This window comes from Streptomyces sp. NPDC058877, from assembly GCF_042742855.1.
Classification (GTDB): Bacteria; Actinomycetota; Actinomycetes; order Streptomycetales; family Streptomycetaceae; genus Streptomyces.
On sequence record NZ_JBHYMF010000043.1, the window covers coordinates 1 to 19,948 of the forward strand.

Annotated in this window: 19 protein-coding genes and 1 riboswitch; of the genes, 6 read left to right on the top strand and 13 right to left on the bottom strand. The window is 69.7% G+C overall.

Annotated features, from left to right (window positions below; translation table 11 throughout):
- Window positions 1–75: 75 nt before the first annotated feature.
- The 7 genes from ACFW2Y_RS13105 to ACFW2Y_RS13135 form a co-directional block, all read right to left on the bottom strand.
- Window positions 76–1,086, bottom strand: a complete 1,011-nt coding sequence (locus ACFW2Y_RS13105) for a ribonucleotide-diphosphate reductase subunit beta (RefSeq protein ID WP_384877238.1) — start codon at window positions 1,084–1,086, stop codon at window positions 76–78.
- Window positions 1,086–3,479 carry a ribonucleoside-diphosphate reductase subunit alpha gene (locus ACFW2Y_RS13110; RefSeq protein WP_384877239.1) on the bottom strand — a complete coding sequence of 798 codons (2,394 nt, stop codon included), beginning with the start codon at window positions 3,477–3,479 and terminating at the stop codon, window positions 1,086–1,088. The genes ACFW2Y_RS13105 and ACFW2Y_RS13110 overlap by 1 nt, the downstream gene beginning before the upstream one ends.
- A 151-nt stretch (window positions 3,480–3,630) precedes the next feature.
- A riboswitch (cobalamin riboswitch) is annotated at window positions 3,631–3,710 on the bottom strand.
- A 78-nt stretch (window positions 3,711–3,788) separates the two neighbouring features.
- Complete coding sequence (locus ACFW2Y_RS13115) at window positions 3,789–4,289, bottom strand: GNAT family N-acetyltransferase (RefSeq protein ID WP_384877241.1); 501 nt, start codon at window positions 4,287–4,289, stop codon at window positions 3,789–3,791.
- An 85-nt stretch (window positions 4,290–4,374) separates the two neighbouring features.
- Window positions 4,375–5,982: a monocarboxylate uptake permease MctP gene (mctP, locus tag ACFW2Y_RS13120; protein ID WP_384877243.1), complete on the bottom strand. Its 1,608-nt coding sequence runs from the start codon at window positions 5,980–5,982 to the stop codon at window positions 4,375–4,377.
- A complete protein-coding gene (locus tag ACFW2Y_RS13125; RefSeq protein ID WP_384877244.1) occupies window positions 5,979–6,242 on the bottom strand; it encodes a DUF3311 domain-containing protein in 264 nt (87 codons plus the stop codon). The genes mctP and ACFW2Y_RS13125 overlap by 4 nt, the downstream gene beginning before the upstream one ends.
- A gap of 94 nt (window positions 6,243–6,336) precedes the next feature.
- The gene (locus ACFW2Y_RS13130) at window positions 6,337–6,687 is read right to left on the bottom strand and encodes a hypothetical protein (protein WP_384877246.1); all 351 of its coding nucleotides are present in this window, start codon (window positions 6,685–6,687) and stop codon (window positions 6,337–6,339) included.
- A 204-nt stretch (window positions 6,688–6,891) separates the two neighbouring features.
- Entirely contained in the window at window positions 6,892–7,656 is a 765-nt protein-coding gene (locus tag ACFW2Y_RS13135; RefSeq protein ID WP_384877318.1) for a GntR family transcriptional regulator, read from the bottom strand.
- 285 nt (window positions 7,657–7,941) lie between these two features.
- Between ACFW2Y_RS13135 and ACFW2Y_RS13140 the strand changes: the two genes are divergently transcribed.
- The 4 genes from ACFW2Y_RS13140 (at window position 7,942) to ACFW2Y_RS13155 (ending at window position 12,796) form a co-directional block, all read left to right on the top strand.
- The gene (locus tag ACFW2Y_RS13140) at window positions 7,942–9,237 is read left to right on the top strand and encodes an extracellular solute-binding protein (RefSeq protein ID WP_384877248.1); all 1,296 of its coding nucleotides are present in this window, start codon (window positions 7,942–7,944) and stop codon (window positions 9,235–9,237) included.
- Between the two features lie 137 nt (window positions 9,238–9,374).
- On the top strand, window positions 9,375–10,397 hold the full coding sequence (locus tag ACFW2Y_RS13145) for a carbohydrate ABC transporter permease (protein WP_384877249.1): 1,023 nt from the start codon (window positions 9,375–9,377) through the stop codon (window positions 10,395–10,397).
- 29 nt (window positions 10,398–10,426) lie between these two features.
- Complete coding sequence (locus ACFW2Y_RS13150; RefSeq protein WP_384877320.1) at window positions 10,427–11,263, top strand: carbohydrate ABC transporter permease; 837 nt, start codon at window positions 10,427–10,429, stop codon at window positions 11,261–11,263.
- Window positions 11,264–11,272: 9 nt separating this feature from the next.
- Window positions 11,273–12,796: a glycoside hydrolase family 3 protein gene (locus ACFW2Y_RS13155; RefSeq protein ID WP_384877251.1), complete on the top strand. Its 1,524-nt coding sequence runs from the start codon at window positions 11,273–11,275 to the stop codon at window positions 12,794–12,796.
- Between the two features lie 62 nt (window positions 12,797–12,858).
- On the opposite strand, the gene nagB is transcribed toward ACFW2Y_RS13155, so the two are convergent.
- The gene (gene nagB / locus ACFW2Y_RS13160; protein WP_384877253.1) at window positions 12,859–13,644 is read right to left on the bottom strand and encodes a glucosamine-6-phosphate deaminase; all 786 of its coding nucleotides are present in this window, start codon (window positions 13,642–13,644) and stop codon (window positions 12,859–12,861) included.
- A gap of 593 nt (window positions 13,645–14,237) precedes the next feature.
- On the opposite strand from nagB, the gene ACFW2Y_RS13165 reads away from it, so the two are divergent.
- The gene (locus tag ACFW2Y_RS13165) at window positions 14,238–15,704 is read left to right on the top strand and encodes a PAS domain-containing sensor histidine kinase (protein WP_384877322.1); all 1,467 of its coding nucleotides are present in this window, start codon (window positions 14,238–14,240) and stop codon (window positions 15,702–15,704) included.
- A gap of 153 nt (window positions 15,705–15,857) precedes the next feature.
- Here the strand turns inward: ACFW2Y_RS13165 and ACFW2Y_RS13170 are convergent, their stop codons facing one another.
- Both ACFW2Y_RS13170 and ACFW2Y_RS13175 read right to left on the bottom strand, forming a co-directional pair.
- Window positions 15,858–16,115, bottom strand: a complete 258-nt coding sequence (locus ACFW2Y_RS13170; protein ID WP_003953983.1) for a WhiB family transcriptional regulator — start codon at window positions 16,113–16,115, stop codon at window positions 15,858–15,860.
- Between the two features lie 318 nt (window positions 16,116–16,433).
- Window positions 16,434–17,402, bottom strand: coding sequence for a diacylglycerol/lipid kinase family protein (locus ACFW2Y_RS13175; RefSeq protein ID WP_384877255.1), 969 nt, complete (start codon window positions 17,400–17,402; stop codon window positions 16,434–16,436).
- A 121-nt stretch (window positions 17,403–17,523) separates the two neighbouring features.
- On the opposite strand from ACFW2Y_RS13175, the gene ACFW2Y_RS13180 reads away from it, so the two are divergent.
- Window positions 17,524–17,940, top strand: coding sequence for a hypothetical protein (locus ACFW2Y_RS13180; RefSeq protein WP_384877257.1), 417 nt, complete (start codon window positions 17,524–17,526; stop codon window positions 17,938–17,940).
- Between the two features lie 6 nt (window positions 17,941–17,946).
- Here the strand turns inward: ACFW2Y_RS13180 and ACFW2Y_RS13185 are convergent, their stop codons facing one another.
- The 3 genes from ACFW2Y_RS13185 to ACFW2Y_RS13195 all read right to left on the bottom strand — a co-directional run bounded on the left by ACFW2Y_RS13185 (window position 17,947) and on the right by ACFW2Y_RS13195 (window position 19,826).
- On the bottom strand, window positions 17,947–18,873 hold the full coding sequence (locus tag ACFW2Y_RS13185; RefSeq protein ID WP_384877259.1) for an RNA polymerase sigma factor SigF: 927 nt from the start codon (window positions 18,871–18,873) through the stop codon (window positions 17,947–17,949).
- A gap of 77 nt (window positions 18,874–18,950) precedes the next feature.
- On the bottom strand, window positions 18,951–19,364 hold the full coding sequence (locus tag ACFW2Y_RS13190; RefSeq protein ID WP_384877261.1) for an anti-sigma regulatory factor: 414 nt from the start codon (window positions 19,362–19,364) through the stop codon (window positions 18,951–18,953).
- A gap of 201 nt (window positions 19,365–19,565) precedes the next feature.
- Complete coding sequence (locus ACFW2Y_RS13195) at window positions 19,566–19,826, bottom strand: UBP-type zinc finger domain-containing protein (RefSeq protein ID WP_384877262.1); 261 nt, start codon at window positions 19,824–19,826, stop codon at window positions 19,566–19,568.
- Window positions 19,827–19,948 lie beyond the last annotated feature (122 nt).

Here is a 19,948-nt window from a genome sequence, read left to right on the forward strand (position 1 = left end):
GCCCCGCTCGTGCACGAGCGGGGCCCTCTCCACTGCCACGGGCCGCACCGGCCCCCGTGGCGAGGTCCGCGAACCCTAGAAGTCCTCGTCGAGGTCGACCGAACCCTCGACCGCCACCTGGTAGGCGGACGGGCGGCGCTCGAAGAAGTTGGTCAGCTCCTGGACGCCCTGGAGCTCCATGAACGAGAACGGGTTCTCCGAGCCGTACACCGGGGCGAAGCCCAGGCGCTGGAGGCGCTGGTCGGCGACGCACTGGAGGTACTCGCGCATCGACTCGGTGTTCATGCCGGGCAGGCCCTCGCCGCACAGGTCGCGGCCGAACTGCAGCTCCGCCTCGACGGCCTCCTTCAGCATGTCGGTGACCTGCTGCTGGAGTGCGTCGTCGAAGAGCTCCGGCTCCTCCTTGCGGACGGTGTCCACGACCTCGAAGGCGAAGTTCATGTGCATCGTCTCGTCGCGGAACACCCAGTTGGTGCCGGTCGCCAGGCCGTGCAGCAGGCCCCGGGACCGGAACCAGTACACGTACGCGAAGGCGCCGTAGAAGAACAGGCCCTCGATGCAGGCGGCGAAGCAGATCAGGTTGAGCAGGAAGCGGCGGCGGTCGGCCGCGGTCTCCAGCTGCTCGATCTTCTCGACCGAGTCCATCCACCGGAAGCAGAACTGTGCCTTCTCGCGGATGGAGGGGATGTTCTCGACCGCCGCGAAGGCCGCCGCGCGGTCCTCGGGATCGGGCAGGTAGGTGTCGAGCAGCGTCAGGTAGAACTGGACGTGCACGGCCTCCTCGAACAGCTGGCGCGACAGGTACAGGCGCGCCTCCGGGGAGTTGATGTGCTTGTACAGCGTCAGGACCAGGTTGTTCGCCACGATCGAGTCGCCCGTCGCGAAGAAGGCGACCAGGCGGCCGATCATGTGCTGCTCACCGGGGGTGAGCTTGGCGAGGTCGGCGACGTCCGAGTGGAGGTCGACCTCCTCCACGGTCCAGGTGTTCTTGATGGCGTCCCGGTAGCGCTCGTAGAAGTCCGGGTAGCGCATCGGACGGAGGGTCAGCTCGAAGCCCGGGTCGAGCAGGTTGGCGTTACGGGACATTACTGGCAGGCCTCGCAGGACTCGGGGTTTTCCAGGGAGCAGGCGATGGCGTCCGCGTCGGGCGCCGCCTGCTGGACGGGGATCGGGGCGGCGGCCTGGGCGGCGCGGGCGATCCGGGTCGCCGGACGGGAGCGCAGGTAGTACGTGGTCTTCAGGCCCTGCTTCCAGGCGTACGCGTACATCGACGACAGCTTGCCGATGGTCGGGGTCTCCATGAACAGGTTCAGCGACTGCGACTGGTCCAGGAACGGGGTCCGGTCGGCGGCCATGTCGATCAGGCCGCGCTGCGGGATCTCCCAGGCGGTGCGGTACAGCTCGCGCACCTCGGCGGGGACCCAGGTGAAGCCGGCGACCGAGCCGTTGGACTCGCGGAGCGCCTCGCGGGTCTGCGCGTCCCACACGCCGAGCTTCTTCAGCTCCTCGACGAGGTAGGAGTTGACCTGGAGGAACTCGCCGGACAGCGTCTCGCGCTTGAACAGGTTGGAGACCTGGGGCTCGATGCACTCGTACACGCCGGCGATCGAGGCGATCGTCGCGGTCGGCGCGATGGCGAGCAGCAGGCTGTTGCGCATCCCGACGGCGGCGATCCGCTCGCGCAGGGCGGCCCAGCGCTCGGGCCAGTTGAGCTCCACGTCGTAGTGGTCCGGGTGCAGCACACCACGGGCGGTGCGGGTCTGCTCCCAGGCGGGGAGCGGGCCGCTGCGCTCGGCGAGGTCGGCGGAGGCCTCGTACGCGGCCAGCATGATCCGCTCGGCGATCCGGGTGGAGAGGGCGCGCGCGCCGGCCGAGTCGAACGGCAGCTTCAGCTGGAAGAAGACGTCCTGGAGGCCCATCGCGCCCAGGCCGACGGGACGCCAGCGGGCGTTGGAGCGGCCGGCCTGCTCGGTCGGGTAGAAGTTGATGTCGACGACCCGGTCGAGGAAGGTGACGGCGGTGCGGACGGTCGCGTCGAGACGGTCCCAGTCGATGTCCCCGCCGTTGGCCCCCGGGACGACGAAGGCGCCCAGGTTGATCGAGCCGAGGTTGCAGACCGCGGTCTCGCCGTCATTGGTGACCTCGATGATCTCCGTACAGAGGTTCGAGGAGTGGACGACCGTGCCGGGCTCCGCGGTCTGGTTCGCGGTCCGGTTGGAGGCGTCCTTGAAGGTCATCCAGCCGTTGCCGGTCTGTGCGAGGGTCCGCATCATCCGGCCGTACAGGTCGCGGGCCGGCATGGTCTTGCGGGCCAGGCCCGCGGCCTCGGCCTTGCGGTACGCGGCGTCGAACTCCTCGCCGTACAGGTCGACCAGCTCGGGCACGTCCGCCGGGGAGAACAGCGACCAGTCGGCGTCGGCGTTGACCCGGCGCATGAACTCGTCCGGGATCCAGTGCGCCAGGTTGAGGTTGTGGGTGCGGCGCTGGTCCTCGCCGGTGTTGTCGCGGAGCTCCAGGAACTCCTCGACGTCCGCGTGCCAGGTCTCCAGGTAGACGGCGGCGGCGCCCTTGCGACGGCCGCCCTGGTTCACGGCGGCGACGGAGGCGTCGAGCGTCTTCAGGAACGGCACGATGCCGTTGGAGTGGCCGTTGGTGCCGCGGATCAGCGAACCGCGGGCGCGGATGCGGGAGTACGAGAGGCCGATGCCGCCGGCGTGCTTCGAGAGGCGCGCGACCTGGTGGTAGCGGTCGTAGATGGAGTCCAGCTCGTCCTGCGGGGAGTCCAGCAGGTAGCAGGAGGACATCTGCGGGTGGCGGGTGCCGGAGTTGAAGAGCGTGGGGGAGGACGGCAGGTAGTCCAGACGGCTCATCAGGCCGTACAGCGCGGTGACTTCGTCGAGCGCGCGGACCGGGTCCTCTCCTCGCTCCGCCAGGGCCGCTCCGTCTTCGGCCAGGCCGCAGGCGACGCGCAGCATGAAGTGCTGCGGGGTCTCGATCACCTTGCGGGTGATCGGGTGGCGCAGCAGGTAGCGCGAGTAGAGGGTGCGCAGGCCGAAGTAGCCGAAGCGGTCGTCGGCCGCACGGTCGATCGTCGCGTCGAGACGGGCCGCGTGCAGCGCCACGAAGTCGGCGGTGCGGTCGGCGATCAGTCCTTCGCGGTGGCCGACGGCGACGGAGGAGGAGAAGGAGACGGCGCCCTGGCCGGCCGCCTCGTCGGCGATGGTGATGGTGAGGAGCCGGGCGGCGAGCCGGGAGTAGGCGGGGTCCTCGGCGATGAGCCCGGCGGCGGCCTCGGTGGCCAACTCGCGCAGCTCCGCCTCGTCCGACGTGGCGCTGCGACCGCGGAGGGCGGCGGCGGCGACCTTGCCGGGGTCGGTGTCCGGGAGGTCGGCAGTGAGATCGGTCAGGGTCCGCAGGAGTACGGTCCCGGGTCCGTCGCTCTCGATCGCTGCGGCCGGATCGGCGGGCGCGATGGTCACGTGGGGGCTCTCCCTCGCTCGGCTCGGGGCCAGGGCGGGGAGGCGGGCAGGCGGGCGCCCGTGCGTGCGGGTGCGCCGCGTCCACCGGCCCACTCCGCGAGGCCCGGACGTCTGTGGCACCCGGAACGGACGGACCGGGCGCACCGTCGGCAGGTCATCGGACTCGCTCCGGACGAAACCGTGCGAAGCACACCGTTGCGGGACAGTTCCGGATTCGCGCCGGATTTCCCTGCGTCGACAGCGAGGATGAGCATACATGTGGGGGGCGCCCCTTCGAGCACCCCCCACATGTTGTGTCGCCGCTTGTGGTCACAGTTCCAAGGAGTAGGTCCTGAGCGAGTGGTCGGGGACCGGTTCCCAGTCCCGTTCCGGGGTGCGGACGAAGCCGAGCCGCTCGTAGATCCGGTGCGCCGGGGCCATCAGGGGGCTCGTGGAGAGCACCAGGCGGGCACATCCGGGCAGGGCCCGGGCGCGGTCGACGCAGGCCCGCACCAGGGCCTCCCCGACGCCCCTGCCGCGGGCATCCGGTGCGACGACGAGCATCCGGAACTCGGCCTCGCCGGGGACGGCGATGTCCGCCCAGGTGGTGCCGCCGCGGGCGAAGGTCACGCCGCCGATGATGCCGTCCTCCGCGTCGACGGCGACGAGCACGTCGCTCTCGCGGGCCCGTCGGGCCGTGTCCCGCAGCACGTCCAGGTAGAAGTCGTCCTCGCCGTGCAGCAGGAGGCCGTCGTTCAGATAGGTCAGCCCGGTGAGGTCGCCGAGCTCCTCGTACTCCTCGGGCCGCACGGCCCTGATCGCAAAGTCCATGCGGCCAGTCTGCCCCGCCGGAACGTTCGGGGGCCCGGGCCCTCCTGGCGGAGGTCCCGGGCCCCTTCCGGCGCGTTCTCCGCGGTCAGTGCGATCCGGCGCCGACCGTGGGGAGTTCGGTGCGGACGCCCGCGTCGCCCGCGTCCGCCGTGTAGTCCTCCGGGGAGGTCTGGTCGACGCCCTCGGGGGCCTTGAGGGCCTTGAGCACGAAGGTCATGACGAGGGTGACGACGACGTTGAGCACGAAGGCGGTGAGGCCGATGTAGCCGATCTCTCCGATCCCCGGGATCTCGGCGGCCGAGCCGCCGAAGTGCTTCTGCGTGGGGCTGGCCACTCCGTACGCGGCGGCCGTGCCGTAGATCATGCCGACGGCCCAACCGGAGAGCAGCGCCCAGCGGTGGAACCAGCGGGTGAACAGGCCGCCGACGAGTGCCGGGAAGGTCTGGAGGATCCAGATGCCGCCGAGCAGCTGGAAGTTGATGGCGACCGTCTTGTCCATGGTGAGGACGAAGACCAGGGCGCCGACCTTCACCAGCAGCGAGACGATCTTGGAGACCTTGGTCTCCTGGGCCGGGGTGGCGTCCCTCCGGATGAAGTCCTTGTAGATGTTCCGGGTGAAGAGGTTGGCCGCGGCGATGGACATGATGGCGGCCGGCACGAGCGCGCCGATGCCGATCGCGGCGAACGCGACGCCCGCGAACCAGGCCGGGAACATGTTCTCGAAGAGCTGCGGGATGGCGAGCTGGCCGTTCTTGACCGTGACCCCGGCGGCGATCGCCATGAAGCCGAGCAGCGCCAGCAGGCCCAGCATCAGCGAGTACAGTGGCAAGATGGTGGTGTTGCGGCGGATGACCTCACGGCTCCGGGAGGACAGGGTCGCCGTGATGGAGTGCGGGTACATGAAGAGCGCGAGCGCCGAACCGAACGCGAGCGTCGCGTACGTCCACTGACCCGCCTCTCCGGGGACGAGCGCACCCTTGCCGGTCGAGGTGAACTTGTCGCTCGCCGCGGCGAAGATCTCGTCGAAGCCACCCAGCTTGATCGGGATGTAGATGATCGCCACCGCGATGACGAGGTAGATCAGGGTGTCCTTGACGAAGGCGATCAGTGCGGGGGCGCGCAGGCCCGAGGAGTACGTGTAGGCCGCGAGGACGCCGAAGGCGATGAGCAGCGGCAGGTCCTTGACGAACCAGTTGGTGTTCTCGCCTCCGCCGACGCCCATCACGTCCAGGACGGCCTGGATGCCGACGAGCTGGAGCGCGATGTACGGCATGGTGGCGAGGATGCCGGTGACCGCGACGGCGAGGGACAGGCCCCTGGAGTCGAAGCGCCCGCGGACGAAGTCGGAGGTGGTGACGTAACCGTGCTTGTGCGAGACCGACCAGAGGCGCGGCAGGAAGGTGAAGATCAGCGGGTACACCAGGATCGTGTACGGGACGGCGAAGAAGCCGGCCGCGCCCGCCGCGTAGATGGCAGCGGGGACGGCGACGAAGGTGTACGCCGTGTAGAGGTCTCCGCCGAGCAGGAACCAGGTCACCCAGGTGCCGAACGACCTTCCGCCCAGTCCCCATTCGTCGAGGCTGTGTTCGTTCTCGGCCTTGCGCCACTTGGAGGCGAGGAATCCCATGACCGTGACGGCCAGGAAGAAGAAGACGAAGACGCCGAGCGCCACGCCGTTCACGCCGTCGTTCATCGTGCGTCACCCCCCTTGCGGGCGCGCTGGTCCCGCTGCCACAGCCTGTACGCGACCATGGTGAGGGCCGTGCCGATCAACACCCAGAGCATCTGGTACCAGTAGAAGAACGGGATGCCGGCGAGGACCGGTTCGGTCTTCGCGTAGGAGCTCACCCAGAGCATGGCCACGAACGGGGCGAACAGGCAGAGCGCGATCACCACCCGCAGGGGGGTGATGGTCGGTTGTTTCCCTTGTGTCACGTCTGACGCTTCTGGCATGGCGACGCCGTCCCCTCGCTGATCACCCGGATAATGCTGGGGAAATCTAGGGGACGGGCTCTGCCGCTGGGAACCCCTGGCCACATAACGACGGTTATTCTTCGGGGAGTTCGCTCGTACGGCCCTGGGGCCGTCCTTCCTTCACCGCCCGACCGCCCGCCTCGAACCGACTGCGCGCGCCGCGTCGGTTCATCGGCTCCGAGCTCATCCGCAGGACGGTCCGCAGCGAGATCCGGAGCCGCCGTGCCGCTATGTCGTCCGTGCAACCGATGGTGAGGGGCACGAGCAACTTCTCTTCCTGTAAAGAGAGTTCATGGCCGAGTGCGCACTGCCGGCGCAGGTGTGCGACGGTCGGCGGGCCGTTGCGGAAGCCCTTCTGGTAGATCGACCGGATCTTTACCCGGCCTTCCGGGGTGAGTGGGTCGAGCGGCTCGCCCGCGCCCATCGTCTCGGGGAGCCGGGCGTCGCCGGGGGAGTAGGGGAGGCGTCACGTTCCGGCCAGGCGAAAGGTGCCGGGGCCCGTCACCTCTCCGTGGGGTCCCCGGCGGGCATGCCGCCGTCCCCGAGGACGCCGAACGGCCGCACCCCCCGCCGGGGTGCGGCCGTCCGTGTCGTACGGGGGGCGTGCGGGCCTTCCCGTACGGGGGTCTCAGTCGTGGGGGCGCTGGAGGCGCGCCACGAACTTGTACCGGTCGCCCCGGTAGACCGACCGCACCCACTCCACCGGTTCGCCCTGGGCGTCCAGCGAGTGGCGCGAGAGCATCAGCATCGGCAGGCCCACGTCCGTGCCGAGCAGGCCGGCCTCGCGCGGGGTGGCGAGGGAGGTCTCGATGGTCTCCTCGGCTTCGGCGAGGCGCACGTCGTAGACCTCGGCGAGCGCCGTGTACAGCGAGGTGTACTTCACCAGCGAGCGGCGCAGCGCGGGGAAGCGCTTGGCCGACAGGTGGGTGGTCTCGATCGCCATCGGTTCGCCGCTCGCGAGCCGCAGGCGCTCGATGCGGAGCACCCGTCCGCCGGTCGAGATGTCGAGCAGCCCGGCGAGGGTGTCGTCGGCCGTGACGTAGCCGATGTCGAGCAGCTGCGAGGTGGGTTCCAGGCCCTGGGCCCGCATGTCCTCCGTGTACGAGGTGAGTTGCAGGGCCTGCGAGACCTTGGGCTTGGCCACGAACGTGCCCTTGCCCTGGATGCGCTCCAGGCGGCCCTCGACGACCAGCTCCTGGAGGGCCTGGCGCACGGTCGTGCGCGAGGTGTCGAACTCTGCGGCGAGCGTCCGCTCGGGCGGGACCGGCGTGCCGGGCGGCAGGGTCTCCGTCATGTCGAGCAGGTGCCGCTTCAGTCGGTAGTACTTGGGTACGCGTGCGGTACGGGTCGGTGTCCCGCTGTCTGTCTCCGTACTGCCCGCGTCCGTGGCCATGGCCTGCCTTCCCGACTCCTGTGCTGCTGCCGTCACCGGCTCCTCCGTCTGTCGCGGCTCACATGGTGGCACGGACCGGTCACGGGTCGTCGCCCTCCCTCAGGTGTCGGTCCGATAACGGACGCGACTGCCCTTCTTATACACCCTTGACACCCCTAAAGGTCTAGGCCAAGCTCCGGGTACTGGTCTAAACCATTAAAGACCAGGTCCCAGCCCCACGAGCACTACCTGACGTATGTCTTCGCGCGGTGGGCAGGGGTTGCAGGCATCCCTGAGGAGGGTGGCGTGAAGCGCAAGCTCATCGCGGCGATCGGCGTCGCGGGCATGATGGTCTCCATTGCTGCGTGTGGTTCGGACACCGACAGCGGCAAGGACGGCGGCAAGGCGACGGCCGGCGGCGACAAGACCCTGACCGTCTGGGTCATGGACGGTTCCGCGCCGGACGCGTGGATGGACGAGGTGAACAAGGCCTTCGAGGCCAAGCACCCGGGCGTCAAGGTCAAGGTCGAGAAGCAGATCTGGAACGGCATCCAGGAGAAGATCACCACCGCCCTCTCCGAGGACACCCCGCCGGACGTCCTGGAGCTCGGCAACACGCAGACCGCGGGTTACGCCGTCACGGGCGGCCTCGCCGACCTGACCGCCGACAAGGCCAAGCTGGGCTACGACGGCTGGAACAAGGGCATGCTCTCCTCCAGCGAGCTGGACGGCAAGCTCTACTCCGCCCCGTGGTACGCCGCCAGCCGCGTCGTCGTCTACGACAAGGCCGCCTTCGCGAAGGCCGGTGTCACCCCGCCGAAGACCCGCGCCGAGTGGATCGACGGCCTGAAGAAGCTCAAGGCTTCCGACCCGAAGTCGCAGGCGATCTACCTGCCCGGCCAGAGCTGGTACGTCCTCGCCGGTCTCATCTGGGACGAGGGCAGCGACCTCGCGGTCAAGGACGGCGACAAGTGGAAGGGCAACCTGTCCTCCCCCGAGGCCGTCAACGCCATGAACTTCTACAAGGAGCTGGCGTCCTACTCCACCGCTCCCAAGGACAAGGACGAGGCCACCCCGCAGCAGTCCACCGACATCGTCCCCAAGGGCGGCGTGTCGTCCTGGATCGGTCTCGGCTGGGAGGCCGGCGGCGCGATCGACGCCATGAAGAAGGCCGGCAAGACCGCCGACTTCGGTTACTTCCCGATCCCGGGCAAGACCGCCGACAAGCCGGGCTCCGTCTTCTTCGGCGGCTCGAACCTCGCCATCGCCGAGCGCTCCCAGAACAAGGACCTCGCGAAGGAGTGGCTGGCCCTCGCCGCCGGCCAGGAGTACATGACGAAGTACGCCGCCGCCACCGAGGGCGCGCTGCTTCCGAACAACGACGCCGCGCAGTTCAAGCCGGCCGCCGGCTCCTTCGCCGAGGCCATGGCCGCCGCCGCCGGTGCCGGCAAGATCACCCCGGTGACCCCGGGCTGGGCCAACGTCGAGACCGCCCCGAACCCGATCAAGGACTACATGACCAAGGTCCTGAAGGGCGAGGACGCCAAGGCCGCCGCCGAGGCCGCCGACAAGGTCATCAACGAGCGCATCAACCAGCAGTAACCCGTAGCCCGGTGGTGCGGCCGGTGTCGCACCGGTCGCACCACCGGCGCTTTGCAGCGATGCAGTGATCAGCGGCCCGCTCCCCCGGGCCGTGCCCCGGTGGGCGCGGGAGCCCCAGAACCGCGAGGAATAAGACCATGACCGTGGACTCCCAGGGGACGGCGACCGCCGGTCCCCAGGACGCGCCCGGGAGGGCGGCAGGGAAGTCTCAGACTCCGCCACCTTCTCCGGGCCCGAAGGAAGTCCTTCAGCCTCCACGCGGCAGACGCTCCCTGCCCGGCGGGCTGCTGCCGTACCTGCTCGTCGCGCCGGCCCTGCTGTCCATGGCGGTGCTGCTGCTCTACCCGCTGATCCGCAATGTGATCCTCTCCTTCCAAGAGCTCAACCGGAAGGAATTCATCACCCGCGAGACGGTCTGGACCGGCTTCGACAACTACACCAAGCTCCTCGGCGACTCGCACTTCTGGACCGTCGCCGTCCGGAGCGTCGTCTTCACCGCCGTCAACGTCGTCCTCATCATGGCGATCGGCACGGGCATCGGCCTGCTGCTGAACCGCCTCGGCAAGAAGATGCGACTGGTCCTCTCGCTGGCCCTGATGTTCGCCTGGGCCATGCCGATCGTCGCCTCCGTCACCGTCTTCCGCTGGCTCTTCGACGAGCAGTTCGGCGTCGCCAACTGGCTGATGCGCACACTGGGCTTCTCCGGCTACGAGCAGCACAACTGGTTCGAGACCGGCTTCTCCGCCCTGGTCATCATCCTGCTCCTGCTCGTCTGGGGCTCCGTCCCGTTCGTGGCCCTCAACATGTACGCCGGTCTGACCACCATCGGGTCCGAGCTGTACGAGGCCGCCAAGATGGACGGTGCGAGCGGCTGGCGGACCTTCTGGGCCGTGGTCTTCCCGAACCTGAAGTCCTTCTTCATGATCACCACGTTCCTGGAGATCATCTGGATCTTCAAGGCGTTCGCCCAGGTCTACGCCATGAACCAGGGCGGCCCCGACCGCGGTTCCGAGACCCTCCCGGTCTACGCCTACATCGAGGGCGTCGGCCAGTTCCACTACGGTGTCGCCGCTGCCATCTCCATCCTGACGATCGTGATGCTCGTCGCGGTCATGTCCTTCTACTTCCGCCTGATCCTGAAGCAGGAGGAGGAGCTGTGAGCGCCACCACCACCGACACCCCGCAGAAGCTGCGCACCAGGAAGCCGCTCACGGTCGCCGCGGTCGCCAAGAACCTCAGCGCCCTCGTGCTCGCGGTCGTGTTCGTCTTCCCCGTCTACTGGATGTTCTCGTCCTCGCTGAAGCCGCAGCACGAGATCCTCACCAAGGACCCCGTCTTCGTCTTCACCCCGACGTTCGAGAACTACACGACGGCCACCGGCGTCGACCTGTTCTGGACGTACGTCGGCAACAGCCTCATGGTGACCGTCGGTGCCGTCCTGCTGGCCCTCGTGGTCGCCCTGGCCGCGAGCTTCGCGATCGCCCGCATGAAGTTCAAGGGCCGCAAGGGCATCGTCCTCATCGTGATGATGGCGCAGATGGCCCCCTGGGAGGTCATGGTCATCGCGATGTACATGATCTCCCGTGAGAACGACCTGCTGAACAGCATCCCGATGCTCACGCTCATCTACTTCGTGATGGTCCTCCCCTTCACGATCTGGACCCTGCGCGGCTTCATCGCCGCCGTCCCGGTCGAGCTGGAGGAGGCCGCACAGATCGACGGCTGCACCCGGGGCCAGGCCTTCCGCAAGGTGATCTTCCCGCTGCTCGCGCCCGGCCTGATGTCGACCTCGCTCTTCGGCTTCATCACCGCCTGGAACGAGTTCGCCATGATCCTCATGCTGAACAAGGACAAGGAGTCGCAGACGCTGACGCTCTGGCTGACCCAGTTCCAGACCGCGTTCGGCAACGACTGGGGCGCCACCATGGCGGCCTCCACGCTCTTCGCACTTCCCGTGCTCATTGTCTTCCTCTTCCTCCAGCGCAAGGCCGTCGGCGGCATGACCGCCGGCGCGGTGAAGGGATAACGGCACCCCATGACCACTCTGGTACACGGCTCGGACACCCTGACCCGTGACGCGCTCACGGTCCTCCAGCCCGGATTCGTCGGCACCACCGCCCCCGACTGGCTGCTCCGCCGCATCGGTGAGGGCCTCTCCTCGGTCGGCCTGTTCGGCCGGAACATCGTCGACCCCGCCCAGCTCACCGCACTCACCGCGCAGCTGCGGGCCGAGCGGGACGACGTCCTCGTCGCCATCGACGAGGAGGGCGGGGACGTCACCCGCCTGGAGGTCAAGCAGGGCTCCTCCTTCCCCGGCAGCTACGCTCTCGGCAGCGTCGACGACGTCGAGCTCACCCGCGCGGTGGCCCGCGAGCTCGGCCGCCGACTCGTGGAGTGCGGCGTCGACCTGAACTGGGCGCCCTCGGCCGACGTCAATTCCGACGCCGAGAACCCGGTCATCGGCGTCCGCTCCTTCGGGGCGGACCCGGACCTGGTCGCCCGGCACACCGTGGCGTACGTCGACGGCCTCCAGGGCGTCGGGGTCGCGGCCTGCACGAAGCACTTCCCCGGACACGGCGACACCAACGTCGATTCGCACAATGCACTGCCCCGGATCGATGTGGACCTCGCCACACTGCACGCCCGTGAGCTGGTACCTTTCCGCGCGGCCGTCGCCGCGGGTACCAAAGCGGTCATGAGTGCGCATATCCTGCTCTCCGCGCTCGACCCGCACCGCCCGGCCACCCTGAGCCCGCAGATCCTCACCGGTCTGCTGCGCCAGGAGCTGGGCTTCGAGGGGCTGATCGTCACCGACGGAGTGGAGATGCAGGCCGTCTCGGCGACGTACGGCATCGAGCGCGGATCCGTCCTCGCGATCGCCGCGGGCGCCGACGCCATCTGCGTCGGCGGTGGGCTGTGCGACGAGGACACCGTGCTGCAACTGCGCGACGCGCTCGTCAATGCGGTACGGACCGGTGAACTGCCCGAAGAGCGGCTGGCCGACGCCGCGGCGCGCGTGCGCGCCCTGGCGACCTGGACCCAGGCGCACCGGGCGAGGGGGGCAGTGTCGGTGCCGGGCGCGGCAGTGCAGGAGGGGACCGCGCCCGGCGCCGACATCGGACTCGTCGCGGCCCGCCGGGCCCTCCGGGTGACCCCCGGGAAGCAGCCGTACGCGCCGGTGACCAGCGCTCCCTACGTGGCCTCCTTCACCCCGGTCGCGAACTTCGCGGTCGGCGACGAGACCCCCTGGGGCATCGCGGCCGAGCTGGAGCGCCTGCTCCCCGGCACCGCCACCGGCTCCTACGGCGAGCCCTCCGTGGACGCGGTCCTGGCTGCTGCGGGCGAGCGGCGGATCGTGGCGGTCGTACGGGACGCCCATCGGCACCCGTGGATGATCGCGGCGCTGGACGGCCTCCTCGCGGCCCGCCCCGACACCGTCGTGGTCGAGATGGGGCTCAACGAGGCGGAGCCCAGGGGAGCGCTGCACATCGCCACGCACGGCGCCGCCCGGGTCTGCGGGCGCGCCGCCGCCGAGGCCGTGGTCGGCACCATGGCCTGAGGTCGACGACGAGGGGCCCGGCACCTGGTCCAGGTGCCTGGCCCCTCGTGCGTGCGCTCGGATCAGATGCCCTGCCAAGAGGGCTTGTTCGCGTAGGTGTGGCGGAAGTAGTCCGCGAGCTTCAGCTTGGACGCGGCGGCCTCGTCGACGACGACCGTGGCGTGCGGGTGCAACTGGAGCGCGGAGGCCGGCACGAGCGCGGCCACGGGGCCCTCGACGGTCTGCGCCACGGCCTCGGCCTTGCCCTCGCCGGTGGCGAGCAGCACCAGGTGGCGGGCTTCCAGGATGGTGCCGATGCCCTGGGTGATGACGTGGTGCGGCACCTGCTCGATGTCGTCGTCGAAGAAGCGGGCGTTGTCCACGCGGGTCTGCTCGGTCAGCGTCTTGATGCGGGTGCGGGAGGCGAGCGAGGAGCACGGCTCGTTGAAGCCGATGTGCCCGTCGGTGCCGATGCCGAGGATCTGCAGGTCCACGCCGCCGGCTTCGGTCAGGGCCGCGTCGTAGGCCTCGCAGGCCGCCTGGACGTCCTCGGCGGAGCCGTCGGGACCCATGAAGGCCTCGGGGGAGAGCCCGAGCGGCTCGACGACCTGGCGGAGCACGGTGGAGCGGTACGACTCCGGGTGACCCGCGGGCAGGCCGACGTACTCGTCCAGCTGGGCGATCCGGGCCCGGGAGGCGTCCACGGCGCCGGCGGAGACCCGGGCGACGAGGGCGTCGTAGATCGGGATCGGGGTCGATCCCGTGGCCACGCCGAGCAGCGCGTCGGGCTTGCGGCGCAGGAGGTCGGCGATGCCGTCCGCGATGAGCTCGCCGCCCGCCTTGGCGTCCTTGACGATGACAACTTCCACGCTGTGCCTGCCGATCTGGTGAGGGGCTGGTGAAGGACCGTGTGGTATAGACCAATCTAGGTCCAAATCTAGCAGAGGAGGGCCCTTCTCCCCATGTCGTTCCGGCCTGCGGACGGCACCTCCCTCATCGTCGGGCGCCCTTGTCGCTCCAGCCACTCGGATGCGACCCCGGGGTCGCGGTCGGGCGGGCGTGTGGCGCGCTCGGGTCGGACCGGCCCCCGGTGGTCGAAGGGGGAGGGACGGGGAGGAGTGCGGAGGGGCGGGGAGGTCCCGGAAAAACCCGCGGGCCGCGGCGCCTGGCGGGACCCTCAGCCCGCCGGGCACCGCAGCCCGGAGTTGCTCGGCCGGGGGTGTGCGGTCCCTCGGCCGTGTGGGAGGCCTCGGCGCAGTCAGGGCAGAGAGCGCCGGGTACCTCGTCCATCCTCCTGTGCGGGGAGGACGGAGGCTCGGTTGCATTCATTGTGGACTAGACCATTCTTGTCTGTCCATCCATGGGAACGCGGTCCTTCCGGGCCCATCCTCCAACACGCGGCCCCGGAGATCCAGGTTCACCGCCTCGTAATTCCGCGGGTACGCTCGCACACGTGCCCTCCATGAACGACCTCGTCCGCCAGCACACCGCCCTGAGCGACTCCGACCTCGAGTGGCTCCACCTGCTGGTGTCGGAGTGGCAACTGCTCTCCGACCTCTCCTTCGCCGACCTCGTCCTCTGGGTCCCCACCCTCGACGGCACCCGGTACGTCTCCGTCGCCCAGATGCGCCCCAACACCGGGCCCACCTCCTACCAGGACGACATGGTCGGCCACCTGGTGCCGCGCGGTCGTCGCCCGCTGCTCGACGCGGCCCTCGACGAAGGCCGGATCGTCCGGGAGGGCGACCCGGAGTGGCGCGAGGAGGTCCCGGTGCGCGTGGAGTCCATCCCGGTGCGCAGGGAGGGTCGGGTCCTCGGGGTCATCGCCCGCAACACCAATCTGCTGACCGTCCGCACCCCCTCCCGGCTGGAACTCACCTACCTCCAGTCCGCCTCGGACCTCGCCCAGATGATCGCGGCAGGAACGTTCCCCTTCTCCGGCGAGCAGGTCGACATGGACTCCTCGCCCCGCGCCGGCGACGGCTTGGTCCGGCTGGACGCCGAGGGCATCGTCCAGTACGCCTCGCCCAACGCCCTCTCCGCCTACCACCGGCTCGGCCTCGCCGCCGACTTGGTCGGCCAGCACCTCGGTCAGATCACCGCCGAACTCGCTCCCTCCCGCGGTCCGGTGGACGAGGCCCTGGTCAAGCTGGCGTCCGGCTATGCGCCGCGCGAGTTCGAGGTCGAGGGGAACGGTGGGGTGATCCAGTTGAGGGCGATTCCGCTCAAGCCCAAGGGGACCCGGATCGGTTCGCTGGTGCTGCTCCGTGACGTCACCGAACTGCGCCGCCGCGAACGTGAGTTGATCACCAAGGACGCCACCATCCGGGAGATCCACCACCGGGTGAAGAACAACCTCCAGACGGTGGCCGCCCTGCTCCGCCTCCAAGCGCGCCGGATGGACTCCGATCGCGGCCGCGAGGCCCTCAACGAGGCCGTGCGGCGGGTCGGTTCGATCGCCATCGTCCATGAGACGCTCTCCCAAAACCTGGACGAGCGCGTGGAGTTCGACGAGATCGCCGACCGGGTCATCGCGATGGTCGCCGAGATCTCGCCGGGCAAGGTCACCTGTCGGCGCAACGGCCGCTTCGGCATCCTCGACGCCGAGGTCGCCACTCCGCTCTCGATGGTCCTCACCGAGATCCTGCAGAACGCCCTGGAACACGCCTTTGCGCCGGGCGAACTGGGCACGGTGGAAGTCGGCGCCGTCCGCGGGGAGACCCGGGCCGACGCCCGGCTCCTGATCACGATCCAGGACGACGGCCGGGGGCTGCCCGAGGGCTTCGACCCGCAACGGGCCGGGAACCTCGGTCTTCAGATCGTACGGACCCTGGTGGAAGGGGAGTTGGGCGGTTCCTTCGACATGCTGCCGGGGGCCGAGCGCGGTACGAAGGTCGTCCTCGACATCCCCGTACGACCGCAGAAGTGATCCCGTCCACCGGGCTGTACAGCAGCGAGCCCCGGACCGAAGGGACTCGGTCCGGGGCTCGAATGCTGTGGGTTATTGCTGCGCGCTGCGGCTCAAGGGCGGTGATTGCGCACACGGTGTGCGCGCCGCGTGCCCCAGGCTGTCACAGGTGGCTCAGGCGCTGGCGTTGCGCGCCCGGTTGCGGGCGGCACGGCGCTTCATCGCGCGGCGCTCGTCCTCGCTGAGGCCACCCCAGACGCCGGAGTCCTGGCCGGACTCGAGCGCCCACTGCAGGCACTGCTCCATGACGGGGCAGCGGCGGCAGACGGCCTTGGCTTCCTCGATCTGCAGCAGCGCAGGACCGGTGTTGCCGATGGGGAAGAACAGCTCGGGGTCTTCCTCACGACAAACGGCGTTGTGACGCCAGTCCATGGCTGCTACCTCTCTTGGTATTACATGCGAGTTGCTTGTGAATGTGAACGCTTTCACGAATCCCCCCGCAAGGGAAGGGCCGGCCGTCAGATGAACTGACGTGGTCCTTGTCACTGAGGAGGGGTTCTGGCTTTCAGTGGAGGCCGGTCTTGCGGGCCGTCCCGATCGCCAAGAAGAGATTCGCAAACCTCGGCAACGGATACAACCCCTTCCGGAAAGTTTTTTTTGATTCCTCGGTGTCGGCTAGGTCACAGCCGTACTTCTTAGGGGTGGATGCACGTCTAAACGTTCGAGTGAAAGGACTTTAGGCCCTTCCACTCACACAATCACACGCAGTGCACGGCGAACGCCTGTGAACGTCACGCTCGTACGCAGTCCCAGGTGGTCTCCGTCCATCTGCAGGGGGAGGGGGACCTTCGAATGCAAGGTGAAGTCGGTCAGGTCGTGCAAGGACACCGCGTGCTTGCCGCGCGGCCCCCGTTCCGGGGACGAGGTGAGCAGCTGGGTGCCGTAACGAGCCACCGCGGGGGCGGACAGGCGGTGCAGCCCGAGCACGTCGAGCGCGGTCTCGAAGGACGCCTCCGGGGACGCGTACACCGGGCGATTTCCCAGGTAGGTCCAGGGGGACGTGTTGCAGATTATGGAGAGGACCAGGTCCTCGACCGGCTCCGCACCGGCTCGTTCCAAGGTGATCGTGCCGTGTCTGCGGTGCGACTCCCCCAGGAACTGGCGCACCACCTGGCGCAGATAGAGGGCGTGCGTGGACCTCTTCCCGCGCTCCCGCTGCTGCTCGACCCGACCGATCACGCTGGCGTCGAAGCCGAGCCCGGCGCAGAAGGTGAACCAGCGCTCCGGCACGCCCTCGTCCTCGGTGCCCGGCGTCCCGGACGCGAGCCCGAGGCTCACCGTCCGTGTCCGCCGCTCACGCAGGGCGTCCAGCAGTGCGCCGGTGGCCTCGACGGCGTCGTTCGGCAGGCCCAGGGCGCGGGCGAAGACATTGGTGGAACCGCCGGGAACCACGGCGAGCCCCGGCAGCCGGTCCGGGTCGGGGCCGGCGTGCAGCAGGCCGTTGACGACCTCGTTGACCGTGCCGTCCCCGCCGAGCGCCACGACCAGGTCGATGTTCCCGGCATCGGCGGCCCGTCGACCCAGGTCGCGCGCGTGCCCCCGGTACTCGGTGGTGACGGCCTCCAGCTTCATCTCGCTCGCCAACGCGTGGATGAGCACGTCACGGGTGCGGGCACTGGTGGTGGTGGCTGCCGGGTTGACCACGAGAAGTGCACGCATGACCGCCAGCGTACCTACCCGACGGTACTGGGCCCAGTCCAGCCCCCCGGCCCCCGTCCACGGCGTCTCGGCCCGCCCCGGCCGGCCGGACCCACCGGGTGCCCCGGTTACCCTGCCCTCTATGAGCAGCGCGGAGCAGACCCCCCGGCCCACCCGTCTCGCCGCCGCGGCGGTCGTCGCCGGCATCGAGGCCCTCGGGCTCCTCGCCGGAGGCGCGTACATGCTGGTGAACAGCCTCACCGGGACGCCCGAGGACCTCACCGGCGCCGTGATCGGTGCGGTGACGCTCCTCGCGCTCGGTCTGATCCCGCTCGCCGCGGCACGTGGCCTGTGGACGCGCCGCTCCTGGAGCCGGGGGCCGGCCGTCATCACCCAGATCCTGGCGCTGCCGGTCGCCTGGCAGATGCTCCAGGCGAACAGCGCGTTGATCCCGGTCGGCGTCGTCCTGGCGGTGCTCGCCGTCACCGGGCTCGTCCTCCTGGTGAGCCCCGCCACGACCGAGGCGCTCGGCATCCGGCGCCCCGGTCAGGAAGCCTGACGGGCCCTACTCCTCCACCAGGAGCTTCTCCCGCAACTGGGCGAGCGTCCGGGCGAGCAGCCGGGAGACGTGCATCTGCGAGATGCCCACCTCCTGTGCGATCTGCGACTGCGTCATGTTCCCGAAGAAGCGCAGCAGCAGGATCCGCTTCTCCCGGGGCGGCAGGTCCTCCAGAAGCGGCTTGAGCGACTCGCGGTACTCGACCCCCTCCAGGGCCTCGTCCTCCGCGCCCAGCGTGTCCGCCACCGCCGGAGACTCGTCGTCGGTGTCGGGGACGTCCAGCGAGAGCGTCGAGTAGGCGTTCGCCGACTCCAAGCCCTCCAGGACCTCCTCCTCGGAGATCCCGAGCCGCTCCGCGAGCTCGTGCACGGTCGGTGAGCGGCCGTGCTGCTGGGACAACTCCGCCGTCGCCGTGGTCAGCGAGAGCCGCAGCTCCTGGAGCCGGCGCGGCACCCGCACCGCCCAGCCCTTGTCGCGGAAGTGGCGCTTGATCTCGCCGACGACCGTGGGAGTGGCGTACGTGGAGAACTCCACCCCCCGCTCCGGGTCGAAGCGGTCGACCGACTTGATCAGGCCGATCGTCGCCACCTGCGTCAGGTCGTCCAGCGGCTCGCCGCGGTTGCGGAAGCGCCGGGCCAGGTGTTCCACCAGCGGCAGGTGCATCCGCACCAACTGGTTGCGGAGCTCCGCCTTCTCGGGGGAGCCCTCCGGCAGGCCGCGCAGTTCGACGAAGAGGGCGCGGGCACCGCTCCGGTCGTGCGGGTCGGGGACGGCACGGAGCCCGGGGCCCTCGCCCTCCCCGGCCTTCTCCGCCGCCCCGGGGGCCGGGGCCTCGCTCGGGGGCAGCGCCCCGGGAGCCGCGGAGGAACCCGCGGGCTGCTCCGCGGCTCCCGGGACCTCGGGAACCTCGGGTTGCTGTTCGTGCTCGCTCATCTGGTCCGCCTGCTCCGTAGCGACCCTGTTCGGCCGCGCCTGCTGCTCAGGGATGCCGGCCGTCGCGTCCCCGCTCCTCACGCCGGGCCTGGCCCCGCGCCGCGCTGTTTGTACAGGCTGATCGACACCGTACGGTCATCGGACACCGACGACTCCACCTTCCCGGCCAGCGCCGACAGCACCGTCCAGGCGAAGGTGTCCCGCTCGGGGGCCCTGCCGTCCGTCGTCGGGGCGGAGACCGTCACGTCGAGCGAGTCGTCGACCAGCCGGAAGACACAGCTGAGGACGGACCCCGGTACGGCCTGCTGGAGCAGGATGGCGCAGGCCTCGTCGACCGCGATCCGCAAGTCCTCGATCTCGTCGAGGGTGAAGTCCAAGCGCGCCGCGAGGCCGGCCGTGGCCGTACGCAGCACGGACAGATAGGCACCCGCAGCGGGCAGCCGGACTTCCACGAAGTCCTGGGTCCCGGGCTCGCCTGCGATCTGGGACACCCTCACCTCCAAGGTGGCACAAACTCATTCGGGGCTCGGAGGAGAGGCCCCCGAACCGGGGCGGTGCGCAGGGGGGTCTGCGCGGTCCGCCGTGACGCTATCGCGATCCGTCCTGCCGTGTCGCCGTGAGCCCCGGGGCCCACCGGGTTTCCCCCGCCCCGGCAGCCGCGGAGACCCGCGGAGGGGTGACGTACCCAGCCGTCAGACGATCGAACCGTCGACGAAGCACCAACGCCAGGTCTCGCCCGGCTCGAAGGTGCGCATCACGGGGTGTCCGGTGGCGGAGAAGTGCCCCGTCGCGTGCCGTCCCGCGGAGGAGTCGCAGCAGCCCACGTGCCCGCAGCTCAAGCAGAGCCGCAGCTGGACCGGGTGCGTGCCGTCCGCCAGGCACTCGGGGCAGGTGTCGGCCAGCGGAGCCGGTTCGGGACGCGGCATTTCGGCAAGGTGCAGGCACTCGCTCATCGGATCCCTCCGTGGATGTTCCGTCCCTCGGGGCGAGGGGGGAAGCGCAACCGGTGGCTCCCCCCGCGGGCCGTGCCCCCTCCGCGGCACCCTGCGGGACGCGGGTGCCGCTCGCCGTCCGC

Excerpts from the sequence above, each read along its gene's own strand:
- ACFW2Y_RS13105 (WP_384877238.1), bottom strand. The coding sequence starts at position 1,086 with ATGTCCCGTAACGCCAACCTGCTCGACCCGGGCTTCGAGCTGACCCTC.
- ACFW2Y_RS13115 (WP_384877241.1), bottom strand. The coding sequence starts at position 4,289 with ATGGACTTTGCGATCAGGGCCGTGCGGCCCGAGGAGTACGAGGAGCTC.
- mctP (WP_384877243.1), bottom strand. The coding sequence starts at position 5,982 with ATGAACGACGGCGTGAACGGCGTGGCGCTCGGCGTCTTCGTCTTCTTC.
- ACFW2Y_RS13125 (WP_384877244.1), bottom strand. The coding sequence starts at position 6,242 with ATGCCAGAAGCGTCAGACGTGACACAAGGGAAACAACCGACCATCACC.
- ACFW2Y_RS13130 (WP_384877246.1), bottom strand. The coding sequence starts at position 6,687 with ATGGGCGCGGGCGAGCCGCTCGACCCACTCACCCCGGAAGGCCGGGTA.
- ACFW2Y_RS13135 (WP_384877318.1), bottom strand. The coding sequence starts at position 7,656 with ATGGCCACGGACGCGGGCAGTACGGAGACAGACAGCGGGACACCGACC.
- ACFW2Y_RS13145 (WP_384877249.1), top strand. The coding sequence starts at position 9,375 with ATGACCGTGGACTCCCAGGGGACGGCGACCGCCGGTCCCCAGGACGCG.
- ACFW2Y_RS13155 (WP_384877251.1), top strand. The coding sequence starts at position 11,273 with ATGACCACTCTGGTACACGGCTCGGACACCCTGACCCGTGACGCGCTC.
- ACFW2Y_RS13165 (WP_384877322.1), top strand. The coding sequence starts at position 14,238 with ATGAACGACCTCGTCCGCCAGCACACCGCCCTGAGCGACTCCGACCTC.
- ACFW2Y_RS13170 (WP_003953983.1), bottom strand. The coding sequence starts at position 16,115 with ATGGACTGGCGTCACAACGCCGTTTGTCGTGAGGAAGACCCCGAGCTG.
- ACFW2Y_RS13175 (WP_384877255.1), bottom strand. The coding sequence starts at position 17,402 with ATGCGTGCACTTCTCGTGGTCAACCCGGCAGCCACCACCACCAGTGCC.
- ACFW2Y_RS13180 (WP_384877257.1), top strand. The coding sequence starts at position 17,524 with ATGAGCAGCGCGGAGCAGACCCCCCGGCCCACCCGTCTCGCCGCCGCG.
- ACFW2Y_RS13185 (WP_384877259.1), bottom strand. The coding sequence starts at position 18,873 with ATGAGCGAGCACGAACAGCAACCCGAGGTTCCCGAGGTCCCGGGAGCC.
- ACFW2Y_RS13195 (WP_384877262.1), bottom strand. The coding sequence starts at position 19,826 with ATGAGCGAGTGCCTGCACCTTGCCGAAATGCCGCGTCCCGAACCGGCT.